Below are 24582 nucleotides of genomic sequence, written 5' to 3' on the forward strand. Positions count from 1 at the left end.
ATGCCCGCAACATTGATTAAGGTATTATTTTAATGGCTCAATATATATACACCATGAATCGGGTGAGCAAAATCGTTCCCCCGAATAAAACTATCTTAAAGGATATTTCTTTATCTTTCTTCCCTGGCGCAAAAATTGGCGTTTTGGGTCTAAACGGTGCCGGTAAATCAACCCTATTACGCATCATGGCTGGCATTGACCAGGATCATGATGGCGAAGCTCGTCCACAGCCTGGGATTAAAATTGGCTACTTGCCACAGGAGCCTCAGCTCGACGAAAGCAAAACTGTTCGTGAGATTGTTGAAGAGTCGGTGACTCACGTCAAAGAAGCTCTAGCTGAGTTGGATCAGGTTTATGCAGCTTACGCTGAAGAAAACGCAGATTTCGACGCTTTAGCGAAGCGACAAGGCGAGTTAGAAGCAATTATTCAAGCAAGCGATGGGCATAATCTAGAAAACGCTTTAGAGCGTGCTGCTGATGCTCTTAGACTTCCTGAGTGGGACGCCAAGGTAGAACACTTATCAGGTGGTGAGCGTCGTCGTGTTGCTATTTGTCGTTTACTTTTAGAGCATCCAGACATGCTACTTCTGGACGAGCCGACCAACCACCTGGACGCTGAGTCAGTGGCTTGGTTAGAGCGTTTCTTAGTCGATTATAACGGTACCGTTGTGGCGATTACCCACGACCGTTATTTCTTAGATAACGCTGCTGGTTGGATTCTAGAGCTTGACCGTGGTGAAGGTATTCCATGGGAAGGTAACTATTCGTCATGGCTTGAGCAAAAATCTGCTCGACTTGAGATAGAAGAGAAGCAAGAAGCTTCGCGCCAGAAAACCATGAAAGAAGAGCTTGAATGGGTACGCTCAAACGCGAAAGGTCGCCAAGCTAAATCTAAAGCGCGTTTATCACGCTTTGAAGAACTCTCAAGCAAAGAGTTCCAGCAACGCAACGAAACACGCGAGCTTTATATTCCACCAGGCCCGCGTCTAGGCGCTCAGGTCATTACCGCTAAGGGCTTGACCAAAACATTTGGCGATAAGTTGCTGTATAACGACTTAAACTTCAACCTACCGCAAGGTGGTATCGTCGGTGTTATTGGTCCGAACGGTGCTGGTAAGTCGACGATGTTCAAAATGATGACGGGGCAAGAGCAACCGGATTCTGGTGAGCTAATCATTGGTGAAACTGTTGATTTAGCCTATGTTGATCAAAGCCGTGATTCTTTAGACGACAGTAAGACTGTATGGGAAGAGATCTCTGATGGCTTAGACATCATTACTGTGGGCAACTACGAAACACCTTCGCGTGCTTATGTAGGTCGCTTTAACTTTAAAGGCACCGATCAGCAAAAACTTATCGGTAACTTATCAGGTGGTGAGCGTAACCGTGTTCACCTAGCGAAACTTCTGAAAAGTGGTGGCAACGTGTTGCTACTGGATGAACCGACCAACGACTTGGACGTGGAAACCTTACGAGCTCTTGAGGATGCGCTACTGGCCTTCCCGGGTTGTGCCGTGGTTATCTCGCACGACCGTTGGTTCTTAGACCGTATCGCAACGCATATCTTAGCGTTTGAGGGCGACAGTGAAACGGTTTGGTTTGAAGGTAACTATCAAGAATACGAAGCGGATCGCAAGCGTCGCCTTGGCGCAGAAGCCGATCAGCCACACCGTATTAAATACCGCAAAATCACTAAGTCGTAACCATCAAGCATGGCAACATCCGCGTCGAATACGGCGCAGGTGTTGCCAACTTTAAGCGACAGTTCACATCTTTTCCCTTCGACAATCTCAAGCACTTTTGCTAATCTAAACACAATCTAAATCGTTCAGACAAAGGAATTGTACTATCAACGAAGAACGTAGACACTTCACTCGTATCCCCGTTTCGGCGAAAGCCCTAGTGGAACAATTTGGCGAAAAATTTGTAGCCAAAGTTGCCGACGTTTCACTGAATGGCGCACACCTAATCACAGAAGCAGACTTAAGCAGTGAAGCACCAATAAAACTACACATCATCTTCGATGAGTTATCACCACCCGTCGATATGATTGCTAAGATTGTTTATCACAACAACAATGACTATGGCGTCGAGTGTAAGGAAATTGATATCGATAGCATGTTACACCTCAGAGCCATATTAACCTTGCACAATAACGATGCTGAAGTGATCCACCAAGAGTCACAAGCATTGTGGGAAAAAAACGCCGAAGATATCGACTCTTAATCTCCCTTCATTAAATTAGCGACCATTCATCAAAATCTGTTTTATAATGTTGCGGCTTAGTTAGCTTTAGTTGGTAGCATGTTTCACCACGCGCGAGGTACTTGATTTCAAAATGTGTCCTCGCACTATCTCTTGGCACCTCACTCGCTTCTGCTTCTAGCTTCCATGTTTGGCCATTCACTTCGATCGCTTCTTTAAAGTACTCTTCTATATTCGTCACTAATAGCAATGAGACGTTTGGCTTCATGCGCGATATTAAAAATTCAAAAAACGGCATATTCAGCCAACGTTGACTAGCGTTTTTAGGCTCTGGATTTGGATACAATAAAAAAACACCAGACAATGACTGAGGAGGCAAAGCATGCACAACCCAAGGAATAGCGTCCGCATGCACGGCTTGTAAGTTATTTAAAGATAAATCCTCGGCTCTTTCTGCAAACACATCAAACTTAGCACGGGTGCGCTCGATTGCGATAAGGTGCTTATCTGGATTTGCTTGTGCGAACTGCATCGCATGCATCCCTTTGCCAGCACCAATCTCTAAATATTGTTCTTGTTGAATTATAGGTCGTTTAAAATCTCGTGGTTCGAACAGTTTGCCTGGTTTAAATTTTCGTTCTTTTGTTGTATTCATTCAGTTATTTTAACCATCGTTTTCACAGCGTTCTTCATTCTCAGGAACTTTCTTCTTTACCTTAGCCATAACCTGCAAAGTGGTAAACGTTACGATACATAACAGTATGGCGATCTCTAGCCGGTGCGTCGCGACGGCTATGCCAATCGCTGCAGTACCCCACAAACTTGCGGCTGTTGCCAAGCCTGTAACACTACTGCCGTTTTTCAAAATAGCACCACCGCCAATAAAGCCAATCCCCGTTACCACACCTTCAAGAATCCTCGCTTGTGCGCCGGCATCACCACTAAAAATATCCATTGCAATTAGTACAAAACCACAAGAGGCGATACTGACTAGTGGAAAGGTTCGGATGCCAGCACTTTTTGTTTCACTTTCACGATTCCAAGCAATCGGGAAGGCTAAAATGTAAGCCACCACCATTGTGACAAGGTGATTGAGTACCACATTCCAATCAATTTCTAACATACATGACTCCTAGCAAATCACTGCTGAAATAACCGCTCCATCAAAAAGTCTGATGAGACTTCTTCGCCTTCTAGGTGCATCGCCACCAGCTCACCACCCAAAATTTGAGGAGCAATAATAACATCAGGCTGAACCAGTTTTACTCGTTTCAGGTTATAAGTGTCATTCACGGCAGTGACCGTCTTAACTGAATCGCAAACCTCTTTGACCGCTAAAATTACAAAAGCATTTTCAGAGTCATCATCTAATAATGAAATCACCGCCTTGGCTTTTTTCACGCCCGACTCTTCTAGGTTTTCGATGTCGCTCGGTTCACCGAATATGACATCTTCACCAGAAACACTGTCTTTATCGACGTTGGGCTGTACGATTCGTGTAACGTGCTTGCCACGATCTTTAAGTTCGTTACAAGTATTGATCGCCAGTGAGTTATTACCAATAACAATGTAGTGGTTTTCTCTTTTCATAGAATTACCTTTATGTACCATTATCTTCGTCAGGCTCGCCTTTATCATGGGCGCGATAATTGCGGTTAAGGATGTTGCGAACACTGCAACGCCAAGAATGATGACGGAGATACTAAACAGTTTGGCTTCGACGGTTACAGGATTGATATCACCATAACCTACGGTGGTCATGGTCACAATTGAGTAATAAAGTGCCGTTACCCACTCCGTTATGTGGGGGTCGAACTCCTTGCCTAAATAAAAACTTCCAATAACTGAATAGAGCAATAGCATTACAGTAGATGCTAAAGCAAAGATAGAGTTAGCAGCCAAGCTTGATTTGTAGAATGATCGTCGGAACAGCGCGAGGCAAACAATTAAGATTACAAAGTAAGTCAGTTGCCAGCTACTTCTGTCGGCCCAAATGATACTGACTAGCGCCAAACCAGCTAAAAATAACGACATTGACCAAGCAATTCGAGAATGCAGTAACAAGCCAAGAGACATCATGATCATGCCACCACCAATCACAAGCGGTGGCAAATTCCTCGGCGATAACTCTCTATCACCGGTAACAATATCTTCGAGATAAGGTAGCCAGCGATCGCCAAAATCAGTCTGGAATAACCAAACACCACCAATGATAAATAAGGCAGCCATAATCCAGTGTGGGAACCAATACTTAGCTTTTAGTATTTTCCCAAGAGCTTCAAATTTTTCGCGCCACGGTTCATTAAAACTACTTATCACGGAAGTTTCCCTTCTTAGATGGTTAGAGTTATTTCGAACTAAGCTAGTTTACTTTACAGTAAATTAATCATCTCCTGCAAACGACTCACGCCATGTACTTCTAGACCATCTAGTTTTTTAGACGGTAAGTTTCCTTTCGGAATAATCGCTTTTTTGAAGCCATGTTTCGCCGCTTCTTTCAAACGCTCCTGCCCATTCGGAACTGGTCGCACTTCGCCAGCCAAACCAACTTCACCAAAGATGACTAAATGCTCTTCCAAAGGACGATTCCGTAAGCTAGAGATAATAGCGGCAATCAGCGCCAAATCTGAGCTCGTCTCCATCACTCGAACACCACCTACCACGTTAGCAAATACATCCTGATCGAAGGTTGCTACCCCACCATGTCGATTTAGCACCGCTAACAACATTGCAATTCGCTGATGATCTAAACCAACCGCCACTCGCTTAGGCTGCGGCGCATGAGAAGTATCCACAAGCGCCTGAATCTCTACCAGCATTGGTCGAGTCCCTTCCCAAGTGGAAACAATAGCGCTGCCGGCTACGGGATCGGTATATTTCGATAAAAAGATAGCGGACGGGTTTTTGACCTGCTTTAGACCTTCATCGGTCATCGCAAAAACACCCAGCTCATTAACCGCGCCAAAACGGTTTTTTACGGCGCGTAATAAACGTAATCGCCCATCACGTTCGCCTTCAAAGTAGAGTACCGCATCTACCATGTGCTCTAACACTCGAGGCCCCGCCAAGGCACCGTCTTTAGTCACATGACCAACAACTAACAAGGTTGTGCCGGTTTGTTTGGCGAACCTCACCAGTTGCGCCGCAGACTCACGAACCTGAGCCACACCGCCTGGTGCCGACTGTAACATTTCGGTGTAAATCGTCTGGATCGAATCCACCACCATGACTTTCGGCTTCTGCATTAGCGCCTGCGTCGTAATCTGCTCGACTTGTGTTTCGGTTAATAAAGAAAAATCCCCAGTTTCGAGCCCTAAACGCTGCGCTCGCATGGTCACCTGTTGCATCGATTCCTCACCGGTGACGTATAACACTGGCGTTTCTTTACTAATCGCGCACAAACTTTGTAAAAGGATAGTGGATTTACCAATACCTGGGTCGCCGCCCATCAGCACCACCGAGCCCGGCACTAAACCGCCACCCAAAACGCGATCTAGCTCAGACAAGCCAGAGCCCATTCGTGGCACTTCAGACAAATCCACTTTATTCATCTGTACCACTTTACTTTGTTCACCAGCATAGCCCGTGAAACGTGAGCTTTTCTCACCTTTGGATTGCTTAACGTTGGCCTGCTCGACCAAAGAGTTCCAAGCCTTACATTGCCCGCACTGCCCCGCCCATTGCGGGGTTTCTGAGCCGCATTCTTGGCAGACGTAGATTGTTTTTACTTTCGCCATATTTATGTTCCTGAAAAGCTGAACTTTCCGCTATTACTCTTCGTTAAAACATCGCTCAACCTGCTTATTTATCAAACAATAAACTCCGCTGTTTCGCTCTGTTTTGCCTCGATTAACGTCACCTCAACTTTTCTAAATTCTCCTAACTTTTTTAAATGTGTCCCAAAAGCCAAGCCGTTTTATAGTGTTTCTTCTAATTTCTTTAAATTGAGTCTCATAAAAGCCAACGTGACTATAAGCTCAAAGGCTTGCAGTCTCACTTTACTCAAATCAATTTTGCAAGAAACAACTTTTTGCCCGCCTCTATCTTATGGGATAGAATAGATTTATTGAAGTAATTAAAATGATTTAGCATGGTTGAGCGCAACGCTGACGATTGGACTCCAGATAGCTGGAAATCTAAGCCCGTTAGCCAACAAATTAAATACGGTGATCCGCAAGCTTTGCAGCAAGTGGTCGCTAAGCTGTGCCAACTCCCACCTTTGGTTTCATCATCAGAAGTCGATACTTTGCGCGAGCACATAGCATCTGCTCAGCGTGGTGAGCGCTTTATTGTGCAGGGCGGCGATTGCGCCGAGTCTTTCTCCGACTGTAATGCCGATGCTATCTCAAAAAAAGTCCGTAGTTTACTTAGTCTTAGCCTACTTATTAGCCAAAAGACTCAAAAGCCCATTACTCGTGTCGGGCGTATCGCAGGGCAATATGCCAAGCCTCGCTCTGCTTTAACCGAAACTCAAGGCGAAACCACTTTAACCAGCTATCGCGGCGACTTGGTCAATCATGTTCACTTCAGTGAGTCAGCTCGAGCACCAGATCCTGCTCGAATGTTAGAGGGTTATAGCTATGCATCTCTAACCTTGAACTATATCCGCTCTTTACTCGAAAGCGAGCTTGATCAGCTGTTTAATCTCGAACAAGAAGTTTCCTCGCTTAAAAACTTAGCGAGCAAAAAAGAGCTGCACAACAGTTTACGAAACTTTCAAGATGCGCTAAATATTTTCCATCAATTCAATGGCAAGCAAACTGCGCATAAAAACCTGACTGAGTTTTACACCAGCCATGAGGCGCTCCATTTGCATTACGAGCAGGCACTGACTCGTAAAGCGAGTAACGGTCGCTGGTATAACCTATCGACCCACTTCCCTTGGGTAGGCATGCGAACGGTGCAAAGCGAAAGCGCTCATTTGGAGTATTTGCGCGGTATTGCCAACCCCATAGCCATCAAAGTCGGGCCAACGGTAAATCCTCAGGATTTAGTCGAATTATGCCAATGGCTCAACCCCAATAATGAGGCAGGCCGTTTAACGCTAATCCAGCGCTTTGGACATAAAGCGATCGCAAACACCCTCCCAGCAATGATTGAAGCGATACAAAAAGCGAACATTAAGGTGCTTTGGAGCTGTGATCCGATGCACGGCAATACCGAGCTTAGCGCTAATGGCTTTAAAACTCGCGACTTTGAACACGTTTTATCAGAACTCCAGCAAGCCTTTGATATTCATAGTAAATATGACTCTTTCTTGGGCGCTATTCACCTTGAGATGACCGGTGAAGCTGTTATGGAGTGTGTCGGTAGTAGCTACAGCATCGAGCCTAAAGAACTCGGAGAAGCTTATACCAGCTTGGTTGACCCTCGACTTAATTTAAGTCAAGCCTTTGAATTAATTGACAGTTTAGAGCTGGACTCAATAAAAAACCTTTCACATGAGCAAAAAAGCTCATCAAACTCTTGATCCATAAGCACATTCTATCGTATATTCAGGAGATATCCCTAATGGGGTAACTGTGGGCGTATCGTATATGGTAGGAGCAAACCATGATATTAAGTAAAAGCATTAAACAACTAATAATTATTGCCGGTGTTTCTTTAAGCATCTTGGGCGGTTCTAATGCTATCGCAAAAGCCCAGATCTGCTCTGACAGTAACCAAATCAGTTACAGCAGTGATGAGTTACATATTATCACCTCTTTAGAACCTGAACTTTTGGAGCCTGCACCAAATCGTATGGCCTCCGAAATGAACAATAAGAAATCAGCCAGCTGGTTCTCTTGGTTAACAGAGTCGCATAATATGCCAAGTCTACATTTCATCCAGTTTTTGGAGTTATTCGATAGATCTTAATTTTTACCTTTGGTGAGGTTATGTTAATCTCATATAAAGCCATAAATTAGTGATAAGAGAATAATGAACCAAGAACATCCTTCTTCCAGCCGTCCTGAGTTGGACGATAGCTCTGAAGCTAAAAAGACTCAAGAAAACCAACCTCAAAAAAGTCAATCCCAAGAGAAACAAGATTCGGCAGAAACTACTGAGACCAGTCCAACATCTCAAGATGGCACAGGGCTTTTATCAACGCTACAAACTATCCTCGGCGCCATGTTTGGAGTCCAATCTGAAAAACAACGTCAAAAAGACTTTGAAAAAGGAAACCCGGTTCACTTTATTATCGGCGGCATTATTTTTGTGGTGGTTTTTATTTTAACCATCTTATACTTTGTTGATACAGCTCTTGAAAACGCTGGTGTCGGCTAACGCTTATTTATAAACAGCAAGTAACTCTTTTGCTTTGGCGCGATTGTTGCCATCACACGATATAAAACGCTGCACATCAAAGCTGGCAATGGTCGTTGCTTCCTTATAAATTTCTCGCGCAACCACCGTATCGTGATTAGATACAACCGTCACCACCCCCTTCTCTCTAGCTCTTTCTGCAAGATAGCCTAATTCAACCTGCTGCCCATAGGTGAAACCTTGCTTGGTGTAATCGGTAAAGTTAGCAGTAAGACTTTGCGGAATATAGGGTGGATCGCAATAAATAACGTCACCGTTTCGTGAAGCATTAAAGCTTTGCCTAAAACTTTGGCATTTGAACTCAGCTTTTTGCGACTTTTTCGCAAACAACTCTAATTCATGACCAGGAAAGTAAGGTCTTTTGTAACGCCCAAAAGGTACGTTGAACCCACCAGAGCGATTATAGCGACACAAACCGTTATAGCCGTGACGATTAAAATATAAAAATAAAGCCGAACGCTCTTTACCCGCTTCTAACTGGTTAAAATATTCGCGCAGCTCATAAAAACGTTTTTCTTTATTGTTTTCTTCTGTAAAAAAGTTTGCACAATAATGGATAAAGCTGCTTTTCCCACGCTTTAGATCATTAAACAAGTTAATTAAATCAGGGTTGATGTCAGCCAGTAAATAGCGATCGTAATCCGCATTGAGAAAGACCACGCCAGAACCGACAAAGGGTTCAATCAACTTTTTCCCTTGCGGTAAATGATGCAGAACTTTAGGTAATAATCTAAACTTGCCACCAGCCCACTTAAGGAAAGGTCGTTGGAACTTTAGAGGCTGGGCTATCGACATGTAGTAATATTAATAATGAGACATTGGCGCTAGTTTATCAAAACCGATCACGAATAACAGCGAAAATCACGATTTATAAGGTATCGAGCATGAGTCAAACAAGTATAACCCTTATCTTAGCCCATGGCGCTGGCGCCGACTCTCAGTCCGAGTTTATGCAGTTTATGCTGCGAGAAATCACTAGCGATAAAATAAATGTCATCACCTTCGACTTTCCTTATATGCAACGCCGCCAACAAACGGGTAAAAAATCGCCACCCGACCGAATGCCTAAGTTAATCGAGAGTTTTAGTGAGCAGGTGCGTCAAGTTACTTCCGACGTTATTATTATTGGTGGCAAGTCGATGGGCGGTCGCGTCGCCACTATGATTGCGGACGAGCTCAAAGTCGACGGCGTGATCGCTATGGGCTATCCTTTTCATCCGCCGGGTAAGCCTGAGAACCCCCGAACCGAGCATCTAGCAGACCTACAAACACCAACGCTTATTCTGCAAGGTACGCGCGATTCTTTTGGTAAACCCGATGAAGTCGCTAGCTACCAACTAAGCCCACAGATTTCAGTGGAGTGGCTCGAAGATGGCAACCATAGCTTTGAAACCTTGAAGCGTTCAAAACTCACAACCGAAGACACTTGGCACTTAGCTGCACAAAAAGTGCAGCTATTTATCACCAAGATTGCCAACAGCTAATAGTTGAAAACTACCCTAGAGTGCTACTCGCTTAGGTACTTTCGCAATATACACAGCAGTAATAATATAAGCGACGCTCCAACATAGTCCGCTAACAGCGAGGATTTGGGTGTAATAATCGATGTTGATGCTAGCCACATAACGAGCCAGCCCGGCCACGACCATTAAACTGGCAGTGACATAAAATAACGCATTGGGTAATTCAGATCGTCCATAAGTGGTTTTTAGCATAATCGTAGTCGACAAGGCACCTAAGCCACCGATCATAATGATGTGTAAGCTTGAGGTAGTTTCTGTTGCGCTATACAAGCTCACTGAGTACATCACCAAACCAATCGCCAGCATCGCATAGCCACTAAACAGAGCCCACAGATGGCCTTGTGAGCCTTTGACCTTATAGGGCTCCCAACGGATAATTCTCACTACAATCAGTAGCGCCGCAAACGCACACAAAAGAGCCACTGATTGACTGCTGATATTAAGAGCCGTTAGTACCACCGAGGCCAGTAATAACATCATGGTGGCGAGTTCAAGCCGAGGCTGGACCCTATGTGCAATCGGCTGATAGTTGTCTTTTAGCGCCTTGGTTAACAAAGGTGTAATGACGCGCCCCCCCATGAAGAATAACAGCGTGGTAATAAGTAGCACCAAAGCTTCTAAACTAATCTTATCTTTAAGCACCCAGTTAATCGAATAGTCGATTAAAGGAAAGCCACCTATTAATATAAACATGGGCACCATCAGCAGGTTAGTCGCTTTTTTGGCCACTAAAAATTTAGACGCTATAGGGTAGGCAACGACCAAACCGAACAAGAAATACAAAACATAGGTGAGCTCGATCTGTGACGAAAAAGTCTCAAAAATACGTCCCAAGCCCCAAATAACTGCCAGTAATATGAGTTCAAAGTCGGAACGCTTGCCCAGTAAATAACCGACAATTAAAGCACCAGCGAAGCCATAGAGCATGGCATGAGCATGATCGAGCACGCTATAGTTCAACTCTAGCACACCACTAAAGCTAACCACCAAAAGCCAAGGCGCGATACTGGCAAAAATGGCGCCCATTAGGAAAAAGACTCTGCGCGTTTTCATAGTTTAACCTGGACGCCCATCGATTCTTGGCTTACTTAGTATCGCCGTGTACTTGATCACGAAGAGCGTATAAGCCACTGCCCACATGACTCCTGCCACTAACATCAGAAGAATATAGTGTGAGCTCAGAAGAGAAGGCATCAACACGCGTACCAATAACGATAGAGCCAAAAGAATAAACGCAAAGTTCATAACTGCACCAACCGCAATATTACGACCAGTATGTCCCAGCGAGACTCTTGAAACCATAGCCAAAATCATCAAGCCCATCGCGCCTACTGTAATGGTATGAATTGCCTGCGACATGGTAATTATATCTACCACTTGCGCTAACCCTACGAGCACAAGTCCAATCGACAAAGCCCAATAACTGATGTGCAGTGGCCATACTAGTGGGGTACCAAAAGTAACCCAAATTCTCCAACGAAATGCTCTAATGAAGTTAGTCACGCCAGCAACAATAAATACAACCGCAGTAATCGTCTCGCCCACTGGGATCCAGCCAGTAGCAAGTAGCACACATAAAAGCACAGAGGTAATGGAGAATAGCTCCAACCACGCTATCGAAGGGACACGCTGTGTTTGCGTACCGTTCGCAGTGAACATCGGAAAAACACGACCACCTAGAATGCACATAACCAGCGTAATCAGAAGCACTGTAAAATAAGCCACTTGCTGAATAGCGCCACCAGTTTGAGCCTGAATGTGCATGACGATATTGGCAATCGCCATTAAAGTCAGAACAGGAACAAACACTAAATTTGGCCATTGTCGTACTTTTAAAATTGGAATAGCTAAAGCAATTATTGCGGCTGGTAAAAACAAACTATCTACAATCGCGTTTATCACAGGCGATGCGATATCTGGAAACAGCATTAAAACTCGCCCAGCCAACCACAACAGCACTAGTGCCATGAGGGGCTTGCCCTTGATACTAGGAACCTGTGTCCAAGTTTGTACCGCTGTTAATAAAAAACCCGCCATGATGGCTGCCACAAAACCAAACAGCATTTCGTGCATATGCCACCAATAACTACCGCCATAAGGCTCAAATACAAAATAGCCATTAAAACTAAATACCCACAGCAGGATGCTAACTACGCTAAAGGCGCTACCCAATAAAAACATCGGCCGGAACGCTAAGTTAAAGAATGCAAAACCTGGTTGTTTTGGCTCAGGTTCGCGTATGAAGCCGTCGGCTGATAACTTGGTCATCATTTATACTCCTATCACACACACCTTAATCGGCTGTAATATTCAGAATTTTAGTAAGCTCAGATTTTTCTTTGGGTTGAATCAAATCGGCTAAATTGTATTTTTCAAGTGTTACAAAAAAGCCTTCTAGCGCCTCTCCTAGCATTTTCTTCAATTGACATGCAGGCGTAATAACACATTGATTATTATCACCAAAGCATTCAACCAGAGCCGATCCTTGCTCCAGCTCTCTGACCAATGTTCCAATATTGATATCCTTTGGCTCACGGTTTAATTTTATGCCTCCGTTTTTGCCTCGAATAGCCTTAACATACTCACGATGGCTCAGCTCCTGTACCACCTTCATTAGGTGATTTCGTGAGATGTCATAGCTTTCAGCAATCTCCTTTATCGTCGACAATTCCTTCTGCTGAATCGCTAAATAAATCAAAGCTCGTAATGAATAATCTGTGAATGAAGTAACCGTCATACGAATTACCAAAAAAGTTAAATTTTAAAGATGCATTTACTTTACCTCTTTAAGCTTTAAGAGTAAACTAGCTTTAAAGATTCATTTCAAATACTACTTTTACATTTTATATCTAACTACTCGATTGGGAGACCTACAATGGGTGACTACAAAAAGCTATGGTGGCTATTAATATGCATCTTAGCCATAACCTTCGGTGTACTGGGGTACTTCGGTAAAGAAGTCTACCGAGAAGCACCACCGATTCCTGTACAGTTTGTGTCTGAGTCAGGCCAAACTATCATGACCAAAGATTCAATATTAGACGGTCAAACCGCTTGGCAATCTATCGGCGGTATGCAGTTAGGCTCTATCTGGGGCCATGGTGCGTATCAAGCGCCTGACTGGACTGCGGACTGGTTGCACAGAGAGCTACTGGCTTGGTTAGATCTTGCTGCCAATGAATTGTATGGCATGCCATACGATTCACTTGATGAGCAGCAACAGCATAACCTTAAGTTTGAGCTGAAAAAAGCTTACCGCACTAATACATATAATGCTGAAACAGGTGAAGTCACCCTCTCTGAGCGTCGCATACAGGCCATTAATGAAGTCGCAGACTATTATGATCGCTTATTCGGTGGCGATCCTGAGTTCAGCGAGCGCCGCGAACATTATGCGATGAAAGAAGTCACTCTGCCTGATGCTGAGCGTCGCGCTCGTATGGCTGAGTTCTTCTATTGGACATCTTGGGCGGCAAGTACCGATCGACCTGATGGCTCGTCAACTTACACTAACAACTGGCCACACGAACCACTGATCGACAACGTACCAACTACTGAGAACATAGTCTGGTCAATTATCAGTATCATCTTATTGGTTGCTGGTATTGGTGGCCTTGTCTGGGGTTGGTCATTCTTGCGCAAAGAAGATGTTGAGCCTGAAGCGCCAATGAAAGATCCTATCAGTACATTCAAACTGACTCCGTCACAAAAAGCTTTGGGTAAATACCTATTTATCGTGGTTGCCCTATTCGTACTACAAGTATTCCTTGGTGGTTTCACTGCGCACTACACTGTGGAAGGCCAAGGCTTCTACGGCATTGATACTACTAAATGGTTCCCATACAGCTTAGTCAGAACTTGGCACATCCAATCCGCACTATTCTGGATTGCCACAGGTTTCTTAGCCGCAGGTCTTTTCTTAGCGCCAATCATTAACGGTGGTAAGGATCCGAAATACCAAAAACTAGGCGTAGATATTCTATTCTGGGCATTGGTGGTAGTAGTTGCAGGAACCTTTATCGGTAGCTTCTTCGCCATCGCACAAATCATGCCTCCTGAGTGGAACTTCTGGTTAGGTCACCAAGGTTATGAGTTCGTTGATCTCGGTCGTCTATGGCAGATTGGTAAGTTTGTCGGTATCGTTTTCTGGCTTGGCTTGATGCTTCGCTGCATTCTTCCAGCCTTTAAAGTTAAGACTGATAAAAACTTACTCGCGTTATTCACAGCCTCGGTAGTTGCCATTGGTCTATTCTATGGTGCAGGCTTCTTCTACGGCGAACGTACTCACATCTCGGTGATGGAATACTGGCGCTGGTGGATTGTCCACCTGTGGGTTGAAGGTTTCTTTGAAGTGTTCGCAACCACAGCACTCGCCTTCATCTTCTACAACATGGGCCTAGTGTCTCGCAAGATGGCGACTGCAGCATCTTTAGCCTCAGCATCACTATTCTTGCTTGGCGGTGTACCAGGAACATTCCACCACATGTACTTCTCAGGAACTACAACTCCGGTGATGGCGGTTGGTGCAACCTTTAGTGCGCTAGAAGTGGTTCCGCTAATCGTGCTTGGTCACGAAGCCTGGGAGCACTATAAGCTCAAAGATCGTGCTTCTTGGATGAGTAAAGTTAAGTGGCCATTAATGTACTTTGTGGCGGTAGCTTTTTGGAACATGTTAGGCGCGGGCGTACTAGGGTTTATGATTAACCCACCAATCTCGCTCTACTATATCCAAGGTCTAAACACTACAGCAACTCACGCTCACGCAGCATTATTCGGGGTGTATGGTTTCTTAGCGCTTGGCTTCGTACTGATGGTCCTACGCTACATCCGTCCAAACTTAGTCTTCAACGAGAAGCTGATGAGAACTTCTTTCTGGTGGATGAACATTGGCCTAGCAATGATGCTGTTCACCAGTTTATTACCCGTCGGTATTATTCAGTTCTTTGCGAGTGCGTCTGAAGGTTTATGGTACGCACGTAGTGAAGAAGTGCTACAAAGTCCAACTCTGGTAACGTTACGTTGGATCCGTACTATTGGTGATATCGTATTCATCGTTGGTGCCGTTGCTGTTAGCTGGCAGGTAGTCAAAGGGGTATTCTTCCCTGGTAGCGACACCGCGCAAGACATTGAAGATGAAGGTCTTGAGCCAGCCTTAGAGCATGGCAAAGATTACTGCTGTGGCGGCTGTGGTGGCGATACTAAATAATCAATATAAACGATAACTTTAGAGGCAGCCTACGGGCTGCCTTCTTTATGCATGCCTAAAATCTTTGTCATTAAATCAACAGCTTAACAAAAGCAAAAGGTGCCAGATTAGTGACAAGTTCCCCTAGAATTTAGTAGGATTGTGAGGGAGTAGAAAGAACCCAGTTCTTAGCAAGCTGTAAACTGACGCCAACTGACAGAACAAGGATTGATTATGACACCAAGAAAGACTTTGATTTCGATAAGTTTAATAGCTCTTTTAGCTTTAACTCAGTCATGCACTCAGGCGAATAACGATGAGGCTGCACAAAAAGCAAAATCATCACAGCCCCAAGATTTATATAGCCAAATCCAAGAAACCATCAGTGTAGAAGGTTGTAGCAACAACGCTGATTGCGCTTTATTAGCTGTTGGCAACAAGCCTTGCGGTGGCCCTGAAGCGTATTTAGCTTACTCAAAAAACAACACCGATGTCGCTAAGCTAGAAAACTTAGGACAACAGTACAGCGAGCAACGCAAAAAGTACAACCAGGAGAACCAAGTTATGGGAACCTGTGTTGTGACTCCGAAGCCCGGCGTCAGCTGTGTTCGCAACCAGTGTTTAACAAACTCAAGTCAAAGCACTAATATCCAATAACTCAGCGACTTTATCCGCGCAGTCTGGGCTTTCCTGGAATGGAACTATGCCCAGGCATGGCGCCGGAATGTTTTGCTTTAGCCAGTGCAAATTATCTTCCGCCTTATTCATCTCACCTTGCGCGAAGTTCGCCACCCAGCCAACTAATTTGAGTCCGCGTCGCTCGATATCCCGAACGGTTAGCATGGCATGATTTAAACAACCAAGCTTCATACCCACCACCAGTATGACTTCAAAGCCCTGACTTTCGACCCAATCCGCATAGGTTTCTTGCTGGTTTAACGGTGTCAACCAACCACCTGCGCCTTCAATGATCACACAATCTGCTTCTTCCGGTACTACCAAATTGGTCGTTAACACATCGCCGTTTAACTGCTGGCCGACCAAATCTGCTGCAATATGTGGCGCTATCGCTGGCTCAAAGCAGATAGGGTTTACCTGCTCATAGCTCAATTCCAGGTTTGAAGCTTTTTGAAGTTCTAAAGCATCTTCGTTTTGCAACACGCCCTGTACACGCTGAGCGTCCGAAGCAATGGGCTTCAAGCCAGCAACGCGTTTATTTTTAGCAACAAGAGCTCTGATAATACTGCGACTGACAAAGGTTTTACCTATTTCTGTATCTGTCCCAGTAACGAAAATTAAGGGTTTAGCTGTGTTCAATTTGTTATACCTCGCACAATTAATCGAGTATGATTCATATATACTATTGCTATATACTGGAAACTAGCAATATTGGTAGAGTTCGTTTTCCTTGGTATCAAAGGTTACTTTTTCAAGCCAAAGAGTTCACTATGGATAAAATTACAGACCACAACATGATTGTTTTGATCTTGGGCATTCTTGCTCTGGTCATGATATTGGGTGCTGTGGTTACAGCAGCCTTAAAGCATGCCTTAGTGCGCCAGCTTGAATCTAAAAATGATGAACTCAAGCAAGTCATCAAAGAAAACACTCAAAACATTGCTAAAAAGAAGCAAAAAATAGAGGACCTAGAGTCCGACTATAAAAAGCTTCAAGACTCTCTAACCAGTCTTTCCGAACGTAACACCACACTGATTCAAGAGCATCGCCAACTCAATACTAAGTTTGAGAAAACGCTCAAAAATTATGAAGAAGCCCAAAAAAATTACTTGGACGCCTTACAGTCGATTTCCGATACCAAGCGTGAGCTTGAAGACGAAATGGATCAACTAAAAACTGAACAAGAAGCGGCTATTAAGAAAATCCGCGAAGACGCTGAAGAAAAAGTTAACAACGTCCGCAAAGAGTCTCGCGACGAAATCGATAACTTCAAATCCAATTATTTGGCTGATTATGAGCACATCAAAAAAAGTCATAAACGCCTTATAACCGCCAACCAAACTTTGAGCAAAAATATCGACAATCTCCGTGATGAGCGAGACTTCTACCGTACAGAGTTCGAAACCCTGCGTGACTTCTTACACGACGCTCAAATGAAAAACGTCAAAGAAACTTTAAAAGCGAAAGAACAAGAACTCGAAGAAAAAGTTATTCAATTTGAGAACAAAAAGAACTCAACACCTTAAAGCTCTCTCTTTCCTTCCGCTAACTCAACTATATATTCATGGTAACTGCTCGGCTTTTTCTCAGCGGAGCCAAACGCATGGCCATAGACTAGCTCGTAAGTTGCGGGCAACTTTCCGTCATCAAGCGCAAATTGACGATAGGCCTTCTCGACGGCTCGTAATTTCTTTGGACCCATAAGTCCTGAGTTTCGGCGACTATCAATATTGTGCGCACCAATGTCCTTTAGGTCGCGCATCAGCTCTGACGCTTTGTCGTAACTGATCACCACTGGCTCTGCATCTACCACTGGGTCTAACATTTTAGCTTGAAGCATTGCATCGCCCACATGATGCATATCAATAAAATCGTTGACGTGCTGATACTGGTCTACTTGGGAAAAACTTTGTTTGAGCTCTTTTAAGGTATCAGGCCCTAATGTGGTGAAGAGTAACAAGCCTTCAGGCTTTAATACTCGATTTAATTCATTAAACAAATCCTGCAAATTCTCGACCCACTGAATCGATAAATTCGAGAAGATGAGGTCAACAGAATTGTCTTCAAAGGGTAATGCTAGCGCGTTAGCACACACATACTGCTCTGCTGATGATTGTTGCTTACACCACTCAATCATTCCTTCTGCGATATCCACCCCAGTCACTTCCGCCGCAGGGAAACGCTCGGATAATTGGCGAGTAAAAACGCCGGTACCACAGCCTAAATCAACGATCTTTTTTGGCTCAAGTTTAAAGTAATCTAAACGCTCGAATAAACGCTCGCCAGCAATGCGCTGGAAGAATGCCGCCGCATCGTAAGTGCTGGCAGCTTTGCTGAAAGAGCGGGCGACGTCGCTAGAACTTAAATGACTCATGCGGCTAAAAACTCATTCACTTTTTCAATGAATTGATCGGTATGTGACAAAAACGGCGCATGGCTCGCTTTCGGGAAAACATGGTGCTCACTGTGTGGCGATAGTTTTTTCACCTCTTCTGCAGCCTTGGCTGGAACTAGCGAATCCAAACGCCCGTATAGTCTTAAAAAGGGCACTGTGATGTCTTTAAGCTGTGAGCGGAAGTCCACATCATTCAACAAACTCAAACCTTCTCTTAAAGCTCTTGAGGCCGGCATGCCATGAATAAAAACGGTGTCACGTAAGCGTCGTATATCTTCTTTTTGCGTTTCGCTACCAATAGCTTGGATCGCCAAAAAGCGGATAATAGTCCCCTGATAGTCTTCTTCTAGAAAGCGGCAAAAACTATCCATAATGTTGGGTTTCATCGCATGCTGCCAATCATCAGCCTGCACGAATCGCGGCGAGCTAGAAACGGTAATTAATGATTCAACTCGATGGGAATGATTAATCGCGATATTGGTCGCAACCAAGCCACCCATAGACCAACCTAGGTAGTGTGCTTTTTCTGGAGCAACTTTTAATACCTGCTCAGACAATAACTCAACCGTATAGTCACCACCGGGGAGCGGCGAGCGACCAAAGCCAGGCAGATCGATTAAATGTAGCCTATAGCTTTTCGATAACTGCTCAGTCATTAATTCCCAGATCCCCGAGTGTAACCCCCATCCATGCAGCAAGACTAAATCGGGGCCTTGTCCAATACTTTCAATATAGGGTTCTAATTTGCTCATTACTTAATACTCTTTACAAAGTGCCGTTACAAAGTGCTTTTACGCACCTTTGAGTTGCGCTTTTTCTATAGCCCGGATATAGCTTCGACTAATTGCTCTATGTGTTGACGACGGTGATTCGCCGTCAGTGTTATACGCAAACGCGCACTATTTTCGGGGACCGTTGGGGGGCGAATCGCCACCACTAACAACCCTTTTTCGCGCAAGCCTTGACTAACTTCAAGTGCTCGCTCATTGGTTCTTAATAATACGGGCTGTATAGCCGTATCCGATGGCATCAAGGGTAAGTTTTTCTCTGTAGCCAGTTGCTTGAAATAATTAATGTTGTGGTGCAGTTGTTGGCGTCGCTCTGGTTCGCTTTGTACAAGCGCTAAACCAGCCCGATTTGTCGCAGCAACCGCTGGCGGAATCGCCGTGGTATAAATATAGCTACGCGAAAATTGCACCAAGCTTTCGATTAGAACGTCTCTCCCAGCGACAAAAGCACCATAACCGCCAAGCGCTTTGCCAAATGTTGCCATATAGATATCGGCTTTCGACGGCTCTAAACCAAAGTGCTCTAAAGAACCTTTACCAGAGGCGCCTAATACGCCAAAGCCATGCGCATCATCAACCATCAAGCTACTGTTACTGCGCTCAGTCAGTTCTAAGATTTGCGGTAAAGGCGCTAAATCGCCGTCCATACTAAAGACACCATCGGTAACCACCACTTTAGTCTCGACTTGGTGCTGTAACTGGCGCTCTAAGGAGCTCATATCGTTATGACCATAGCGCAACATTTTAGCTTCGCTAGCACGGCCACCGTCGATTAATGAAGCATGATTGAGCTTATCTTGAACGATTAAATCTTTACGATCGAATAACGCGGTTAAAACACCGTAATTGGCCATAAAGCCCGAAGAAAATAGCAAAGCTCTTTCAACGCCTAAGAATTCCGCCAACTCCTCTTCAAGCTGATGGTGTTCATAACTATGCCCAGCCACCAGGTGTGATGAGCCGCTTCCAGTGCCGAAGCGCTGCGTCGCCTTTAGCGTGCTTTCGATTAGTTTGGGGTGACTCGCCAAGCCTAAATAGTCATTACTACTAAAATTGATGAAATGCTGGCCATTAATACTGATTTCAGTATCTTGACCAGACTCCAAGGTCAAACGCTGGCGCATCATATCTTGCGCCTGCCTTTGTTTTAGCCGGCTTTGCAGCTTGCTCCACATAGATATCCTAGCGGTTAATGATTAACGATTTTGTAAAGTCGCTATTCCTAGCTAACTTTAGTCGCGTCGTAAAACAGTGGCTTGGATTCAGCGCTTGCTTGCTCGGCTGTGTTCGCCACTAGCTCTGCAGTTTCAGCCTCTACCGCCTCTTTCGAATGATGGCGCTTTTCAGGCTGAATTCCTAAACGCTTAAACAAGATCGAATCCGCCTCGGCTTCCGGGTTTGCCGTGGTCAATAGCTTCTCGCCATAGAAAATAGAGTTGGCACCAGCGAAATAGCAAAGTGCTTGTGTTTGCTCATTCATGTCTTCACGCCCCGCCGATAAACGCACGTAAGACTTAGGCATTACAATTCTAGCGGTCGCAATCATGCGGATGAAATCAAACTCATCTAGTTTTTCCACTTCACCTAATGGCGTTCCCGGTACAGCTACCAACATATTAATCGGTACACTTTGTGGGTGTTCTGGCATGTTCGCCAACTGCTTAATCAAACCATAACGGTCATTGATTTTTTCGCCCATACCGATAATACCGCCACTACAAACATTAATCCCTGCGTCGCGAACATTTTGCAACGTATCAAGGCGGTTTTCGTAGCTTCGAGTAGTGATGATCTGCTCATAATACTCAGGCGAGGTGTCGAGGTTATGGTTATAGTAATCTAAGCCAGCTTCGGCGAGCTTTCCTGCTTGTTCGTCAGTTAGCATACCAAGAGTTACGCAAGTCTCTAGCCCCAAGTCCTTTACTTGGCGCACCATCTCGATGACCACATCTAAGTCTTTCTCACGCGGCGAGCGCCAGGCAGCACCCATGCAGAAACGTGTCGCACCATTTTGTTTCGCTTGTTGAGCTTTCTCAACAACCTTTTGTACTGCCATCAGCTTTTCTTTTGACAAGCCAGTGTTGTAGTGGCCGGATTGAGGACAATAAGCGCAATCTTCAGGGCAAGCTCCGGTTTTAATGCTAAGCAAGGTGCTTGTTTGAACTTCGTTCGGGTTAAAGTTCTGACGGTGGATCAGTTGCGCAGCGAACAACAAGTCGTTAAATGGTTGATTGTAAATGGTTTCTATCTCTTCCAATGTCCAATCATTGCGAATTTTACCACTATTTAGATAATCTAAATTGCTCATTGCTTCATTAACCCTTATAGTATGTTTTTTGCACGTTTTGCGTAAGAAACTAGAATATTCGTGCAAGTTTACTTCTCAAGACTACACTGTCAACCAAGAAAAAGGAATTTAGGTTTACAATGAGCTTCTTTACTGGCCTTAAAATGGCTGTTAATTCCACCATTAACACCAGCAGCTGCTCTTTCTGTAATGTCGCGCAAACCAAAACAGGAATCTGTGACACCTGTTTTGTTGCGATTGAAAGTAACGATATTTCTTGTAACCGTTGCGCCAGCCCAATCGTTCACCAGCCAAGCCCACTCCTTGATTCAACACTTTGTGGCAGGTGCATCAAAAAACCGCCGTCTTTTCAAAAAGTTATCACCGCTAGTCGTTATCAGTTTCCGGTCGATAAAGCCTTGGGGGAGCTAAAATTTAATAAGCAACTGCATTACGCGCGGAGCCTATGCCATGTGCTCGAGCGACAAATAAAATTGCATTATTTCGATGCCCCCTACCCGCAAGCCATTTTAGCCGTTCCGCTGCACCCCAAAAGACTCCAAGAACGCGGCTTTAATCAATCCGATATTATCGCTAAGCACTTATCGCAGAGCCTTGGCATCCCAACCGCTAGCAATTTAATTCGAGTAAAAAATACGCCCCATCAAATCGGTCTAAGCGAAAAACAGCGCCGTAAAAACCTCAATAATGCCTTCGATGTTCGTGGCTCCTTGCCTGCTCATATTGCGCTAGTTGATGACGTAGTTACAACCGGTTCTACAGTTAACGAGGCCACAAGAGTCTGTTTAAAGCATGGTGCGCAAAGAGTCGATGTTTGGTGCTTGGCTAAAACTTAGTCTTTTTCTCCTAAAAACCCACGAAAGCCATGTATAAAAGGCCTAACAACGCTATTTGTCTTGACGAAAAATAAATGCACAGTAACCTAGAGTTATTTGCTACTTATAATTGAAAAGAGAATCATGAGTAAATTACCTAAAATCACTATATCTGAGCTGGATTTAGTTAGACTAGAAGCGCTATTGGATAAGATGCCAAAGGCTACTAATCCAAATATCGAGGCGTTAGAAGAAGAACTAGCTCGTGCGTCCGTAAAAACGCCTGAAAAAATGCCTAAAAACGTGGTCACAATGAACTCAGAAGTGAAGTTCAAAGTTTCCGACTCACAAGAATCTTTTGTGCTTAAACTGGTTTACCCTAAGGATCTTGATGATTCCGGCAAAACCATCTCGATTTTAGCGCCAGTCGGCAGTGCCATGCTCGGTTTGAAAGAAGGTGATACTATTGAATGGCCGAAACCTGGCGGCGGTATTATGAAAGTTACCGTTGATGAAGTGGTTTCTCAGCCAGAGCGCGAAGGTATTTATCACATCTAAAGGATAAAGAATGCTCCCAGAATGGCTACTTATTGTTCTTTTGACCTTTGGTGCGGGCTTATCCATGCCCATAGGAGCCGTCATTGCACGCTTCGAGAATATCCACCCGAACTGGCTCGAACAAGAGTTACGCCATAGCATAATCGCCTTTGGCGGTGGCGCTTTACTTTCCGCCATCGCTTTAGTGCTGGTTCCCGAGGGGAGCGCAAAACTGAGTATTCCAGAAACCGCCTTCTACTTCGCATTAGGCGGTTTGTCTTTTATGGCGCTCGATTGGTTTCTAGACTACCTCAAAAGTCCCGCTAGCCAGTTAGCCGCCATGCTCTCCGACTTTATTCCAGAAGCTCTTGCTCTTGGCGCTGCTTTTGCTGGTGGTGGTACCGCAGGTTTGCTCTTAGCCGGGCTCATTGCTCTACAAAACTTACCCGAAGGGTTTAACGCCTTCCGCGAAATGAACGAAGCTAAAGCATTTAAACCCACGGTTATCATTTTGGCATTCTTAGCCATGACCTTCCTAGGCCCCATCGCAGGCTTAGCAGGTTATTTTTGGCTTTCAGCCTATCCAACGGCGGTAGGGGCAATCATGATTTTTGCTGCTGGCGGCATTCTCTATCTGACTTTCCAAGACATAGCGCCACAGGCTAAGCTGGATAAACACTGGGGACCACCGCTGGGTGCCGTCGCCGGTTTTTTGCTCGGTCTAATCGGTCAGCTGCTGATTCATTAAGATTAATCTTTTCTTAAGCTGGTGCTACACTAGCGCCTTTATGATCATCGACTTTTTTATGACTGTCTTTAGGGGTTTTCATGGCTTGGCTCTATTTATGCATCGCAGGTTTGTTTGAATGTGCTTGGGCTATTGGCCTAAAGTACACTGAAGGTTTCACAAAACCGGTGCCCACAGTTTTAACAGTTGTAGCCATGATTATTAGCTTTTGGCTGCTCTCCATCGCCATGAAAAGCATCCCTGTTGGCACTGCCTACGCGGTTTGGACTGGCATTGGCGCAGTCGGCGTTACCATTCTTGGTATGTTTCTCTTCAATGAATCGAAAGATATTTTGCGTATTCTGTGCTTACTATTAATTGTCACAGGAATCGTCGGTCTTAAGTTAGTCTCTAAGGGGGAAGCGTGAAAACTTGGAGCGATGTGATTGGTCATGAAAAGGACCAAGACTACTTTACGCAAATGATGAGTTTAATCGCGCAAGAGCGCGAAGATGGTAAAGTCATATACCCACCGAAAGAGCAGGTTTTTAATGCCTTCAAGGCCACCCCATTTTCTGATGTCAAAGTCGTAATATTAGGGCAAGACCCTTATCACGGTCCCAATCAAGCCCACGGTTTATGCTTTTCTGTGCAGCCAGGAATTAAGCCGCCGCCATCTTTAGCAAACATGTATAAGGAGTTGGCGCAGTCCATTAAAGGCTTCGAAATACCGCCCCATGGTTATTTACAAAGCTGGGCCGAGCAAGGTGTGTTACTACTCAACACAGTGCTTACCGTAGAACAAGGCAAAGCCCACTCTCATGCTAAGATCGGCTGGGAGCGCTTTACCGACAAGGTCATTGAAGCGCTAGATCAGCATGGCCATGGCATTGTATTTTTACTTTGGGGCAGTCACGCTAAGAAAAAAGGGCAGCAGATTAATAAGCACAAACATTATGTGCTAACCGCACCACACCCTTCTCCACTTTCCGCCCATCGTGGCTTTTTTGGCTGTAACCATTTTGTTAAAGCCAACGAGATTTTAATAGACGACGGCAAAGCCCCAATCAAGTGGCAGCTACCTGCTGAAGTTTGATTATTACATTTTATAA

General features: G+C 44.7%; 27 protein-coding genes. 14 read left to right on the plus strand and 13 right to left on the minus strand.

Annotated elements, in window-relative coordinates:
• Positions 1–32: 32 nt before the first annotated feature.
• The gene (gene ettA / locus DL796_RS01525) at positions 33–1703 is read left to right on the plus strand and encodes an energy-dependent translational throttle protein EttA (protein WP_110199302.1); all 1671 of its coding nucleotides are present in this window, start codon (positions 33–35) and stop codon (positions 1701–1703) included.
• A 145-nt stretch (positions 1704–1848) separates the two neighbouring features.
• Positions 1849–2226 (plus strand): PilZ domain-containing protein, encoded by a 378-nt coding sequence (locus DL796_RS01530; protein ID WP_110199304.1) that lies wholly within the window; start codon positions 1849–1851, stop codon positions 2224–2226.
• Between the two features lie 10 nt (positions 2227–2236).
• Here DL796_RS01530 and trmB read toward each other — a convergent pair whose 3' ends face one another.
• Genes trmB through radA form a run of 4 tightly spaced genes read right to left on the minus strand, consistent with a single transcriptional unit; the run spans position 2237 to position 5942 of the window.
• Positions 2237–2860, minus strand: a complete 624-nt coding sequence (gene trmB / locus DL796_RS01535) for a tRNA (guanine(46)-N(7))-methyltransferase TrmB (RefSeq protein WP_110199306.1) — start codon at positions 2858–2860, stop codon at positions 2237–2239.
• A 9-nt stretch (positions 2861–2869) separates the two neighbouring features.
• Positions 2870–3328 (minus strand): MgtC/SapB family protein, encoded by a 459-nt coding sequence (locus tag DL796_RS01540; RefSeq protein ID WP_110199307.1) that lies wholly within the window; start codon positions 3326–3328, stop codon positions 2870–2872.
• A 17-nt stretch (positions 3329–3345) separates the two neighbouring features.
• Complete coding sequence (locus tag DL796_RS01545; protein WP_196597937.1) at positions 3346–4524, minus strand: ion channel; 1179 nt, start codon at positions 4522–4524, stop codon at positions 3346–3348.
• Between the two features lie 53 nt (positions 4525–4577).
• Positions 4578–5942, minus strand: coding sequence for a DNA repair protein RadA (gene radA, locus DL796_RS01550; RefSeq protein WP_110199309.1), 1365 nt, complete (start codon positions 5940–5942; stop codon positions 4578–4580).
• Positions 5943–6295: 353 nt separating this feature from the next.
• Here radA and DL796_RS01555 point away from each other — a divergent pair, with 353 nt between their 5' ends.
• The 3 genes from DL796_RS01555 to DL796_RS01565 all read left to right on the plus strand — a co-directional run bounded on the left by DL796_RS01555 (position 6296) and on the right by DL796_RS01565 (position 8475).
• Complete coding sequence (locus tag DL796_RS01555) at positions 6296–7675, plus strand: 3-deoxy-7-phosphoheptulonate synthase (RefSeq protein ID WP_110199311.1); 1380 nt, start codon at positions 6296–6298, stop codon at positions 7673–7675.
• Positions 7676–7758: 83 nt separating this feature from the next.
• Positions 7759–8064 (plus strand): hypothetical protein, encoded by a 306-nt coding sequence (locus DL796_RS01560; RefSeq protein ID WP_110199313.1) that lies wholly within the window; start codon positions 7759–7761, stop codon positions 8062–8064.
• Positions 8065–8127: 63 nt separating this feature from the next.
• Positions 8128–8475, plus strand: coding sequence for a DUF2970 domain-containing protein (locus DL796_RS01565; RefSeq protein ID WP_110199315.1), 348 nt, complete (start codon positions 8128–8130; stop codon positions 8473–8475).
• Between the two features lie 3 nt (positions 8476–8478).
• On the opposite strand, the gene DL796_RS01570 is transcribed toward DL796_RS01565, so the two are convergent.
• Positions 8479–9309 (minus strand): Dam family site-specific DNA-(adenine-N6)-methyltransferase, encoded by an 831-nt coding sequence (locus DL796_RS01570; RefSeq protein WP_110199317.1) that lies wholly within the window; start codon positions 9307–9309, stop codon positions 8479–8481.
• Between the two features lie 89 nt (positions 9310–9398).
• Here DL796_RS01570 and DL796_RS01575 point away from each other — a divergent pair, with 89 nt between their 5' ends.
• Positions 9399–9998, plus strand: a complete 600-nt coding sequence (locus DL796_RS01575; protein ID WP_110199319.1) for an alpha/beta fold hydrolase — start codon at positions 9399–9401, stop codon at positions 9996–9998.
• A 15-nt stretch (positions 9999–10013) separates the two neighbouring features.
• Here DL796_RS01575 and DL796_RS01580 read toward each other — a convergent pair whose 3' ends face one another.
• The 3 genes from DL796_RS01580 to DL796_RS01590 are packed head-to-tail and all read right to left on the minus strand — an operon-like array spanning position 10014 to position 12774.
• Positions 10014–11090 (minus strand): NnrS family protein, encoded by a 1077-nt coding sequence (locus DL796_RS01580; RefSeq protein ID WP_110199321.1) that lies wholly within the window; start codon positions 11088–11090, stop codon positions 10014–10016.
• Between the two features lie 3 nt (positions 11091–11093).
• Positions 11094–12308: an NnrS family protein gene (locus DL796_RS01585; RefSeq protein WP_265090339.1), complete on the minus strand. Its 1215-nt coding sequence runs from the start codon at positions 12306–12308 to the stop codon at positions 11094–11096.
• A gap of 22 nt (positions 12309–12330) precedes the next feature.
• A complete protein-coding gene (locus tag DL796_RS01590) occupies positions 12331–12774 on the minus strand; it encodes an Rrf2 family transcriptional regulator (protein ID WP_110199323.1) in 444 nt (147 codons plus the stop codon).
• Positions 12775–12912: 138 nt separating this feature from the next.
• Here DL796_RS01590 and DL796_RS01595 point away from each other — a divergent pair, with 138 nt between their 5' ends.
• Together DL796_RS01595 and DL796_RS01600 are read left to right on the plus strand one after the other, a co-directional pair.
• The gene (locus tag DL796_RS01595; RefSeq protein ID WP_110199325.1) at positions 12913–15243 is read left to right on the plus strand and encodes a nitric-oxide reductase large subunit; all 2331 of its coding nucleotides are present in this window, start codon (positions 12913–12915) and stop codon (positions 15241–15243) included.
• Between the two features lie 213 nt (positions 15244–15456).
• Entirely contained in the window at positions 15457–15879 is a 423-nt protein-coding gene (locus DL796_RS01600; RefSeq protein WP_227592927.1) for a hypothetical protein, read from the plus strand.
• Here DL796_RS01600 and bioD read toward each other — a convergent pair.
• Positions 15853–16539, minus strand: a complete 687-nt coding sequence (gene bioD / locus DL796_RS01605) for a dethiobiotin synthase (RefSeq protein ID WP_110199327.1) — start codon at positions 16537–16539, stop codon at positions 15853–15855. The two genes, DL796_RS01600 and bioD, sit on opposite strands and share 27 nt — an antisense overlap.
• A gap of 131 nt (positions 16540–16670) precedes the next feature.
• On the opposite strand from bioD, the gene DL796_RS01610 reads away from it, so the two are divergent.
• On the plus strand, positions 16671–17426 hold the full coding sequence (locus DL796_RS01610; RefSeq protein WP_227592928.1) for a hypothetical protein: 756 nt from the start codon (positions 16671–16673) through the stop codon (positions 17424–17426).
• Here DL796_RS01610 and bioC read toward each other — a convergent pair.
• The 4 genes from bioC to bioB form a co-directional block, all read right to left on the minus strand.
• A complete protein-coding gene (gene bioC / locus DL796_RS01615) occupies positions 17423–18274 on the minus strand; it encodes a malonyl-ACP O-methyltransferase BioC (protein ID WP_110199329.1) in 852 nt (283 codons plus the stop codon). The two genes, DL796_RS01610 and bioC, sit on opposite strands and share 4 nt — an antisense overlap.
• Positions 18271–19047: a pimeloyl-ACP methyl ester esterase BioH gene (bioH, locus tag DL796_RS01620; RefSeq protein ID WP_110199331.1), complete on the minus strand. Its 777-nt coding sequence runs from the start codon at positions 19045–19047 to the stop codon at positions 18271–18273. The genes bioC and bioH overlap by 4 nt, the downstream gene beginning before the upstream one ends.
• Before the next feature lie 65 nt (positions 19048–19112).
• Positions 19113–20258 carry an 8-amino-7-oxononanoate synthase gene (gene bioF / locus DL796_RS01625; RefSeq protein WP_110199333.1) on the minus strand — a complete coding sequence of 382 codons (1146 nt, stop codon included), beginning with the start codon at positions 20256–20258 and terminating at the stop codon, positions 19113–19115.
• A 47-nt stretch (positions 20259–20305) separates the two neighbouring features.
• Positions 20306–21391, minus strand: coding sequence for a biotin synthase BioB (gene bioB, locus DL796_RS01630; protein ID WP_110199335.1), 1086 nt, complete (start codon positions 21389–21391; stop codon positions 20306–20308).
• A gap of 119 nt (positions 21392–21510) precedes the next feature.
• On the opposite strand from bioB, the gene DL796_RS01635 reads away from it, so the two are divergent.
• The 5 genes from DL796_RS01635 to ung all read left to right on the plus strand — a co-directional run bounded on the left by DL796_RS01635 (position 21511) and on the right by ung (position 24566).
• Positions 21511–22227, plus strand: a complete 717-nt coding sequence (locus DL796_RS01635) for a ComF family protein (RefSeq protein ID WP_110199337.1) — start codon at positions 21511–21513, stop codon at positions 22225–22227.
• A 123-nt stretch (positions 22228–22350) separates the two neighbouring features.
• Positions 22351–22764 carry a nucleoside diphosphate kinase regulator gene (rnk, locus tag DL796_RS01640; RefSeq protein ID WP_110199339.1) on the plus strand — a complete coding sequence of 138 codons (414 nt, stop codon included), beginning with the start codon at positions 22351–22353 and terminating at the stop codon, positions 22762–22764.
• A 10-nt stretch (positions 22765–22774) separates the two neighbouring features.
• On the plus strand, positions 22775–23491 hold the full coding sequence (locus DL796_RS01645; protein WP_110199341.1) for a ZIP family metal transporter: 717 nt from the start codon (positions 22775–22777) through the stop codon (positions 23489–23491).
• An 80-nt stretch (positions 23492–23571) separates the two neighbouring features.
• Positions 23572–23898 carry a quaternary ammonium compound efflux SMR transporter SugE gene (gene sugE / locus DL796_RS01650; RefSeq protein WP_110199343.1) on the plus strand — a complete coding sequence of 109 codons (327 nt, stop codon included), beginning with the start codon at positions 23572–23574 and terminating at the stop codon, positions 23896–23898.
• The gene (gene ung, locus DL796_RS01655; RefSeq protein WP_110199345.1) at positions 23895–24566 is read left to right on the plus strand and encodes a uracil-DNA glycosylase; all 672 of its coding nucleotides are present in this window, start codon (positions 23895–23897) and stop codon (positions 24564–24566) included. Before sugE ends, ung begins: the two co-directional genes overlap by 4 nt.
• Positions 24567–24582 lie beyond the last annotated feature (16 nt).

The organism is Kangiella spongicola (genome assembly GCF_003194565.2).
Taxonomy (GTDB): domain Bacteria; phylum Pseudomonadota; class Gammaproteobacteria; order Enterobacterales; family Kangiellaceae; genus Kangiella; species Kangiella spongicola.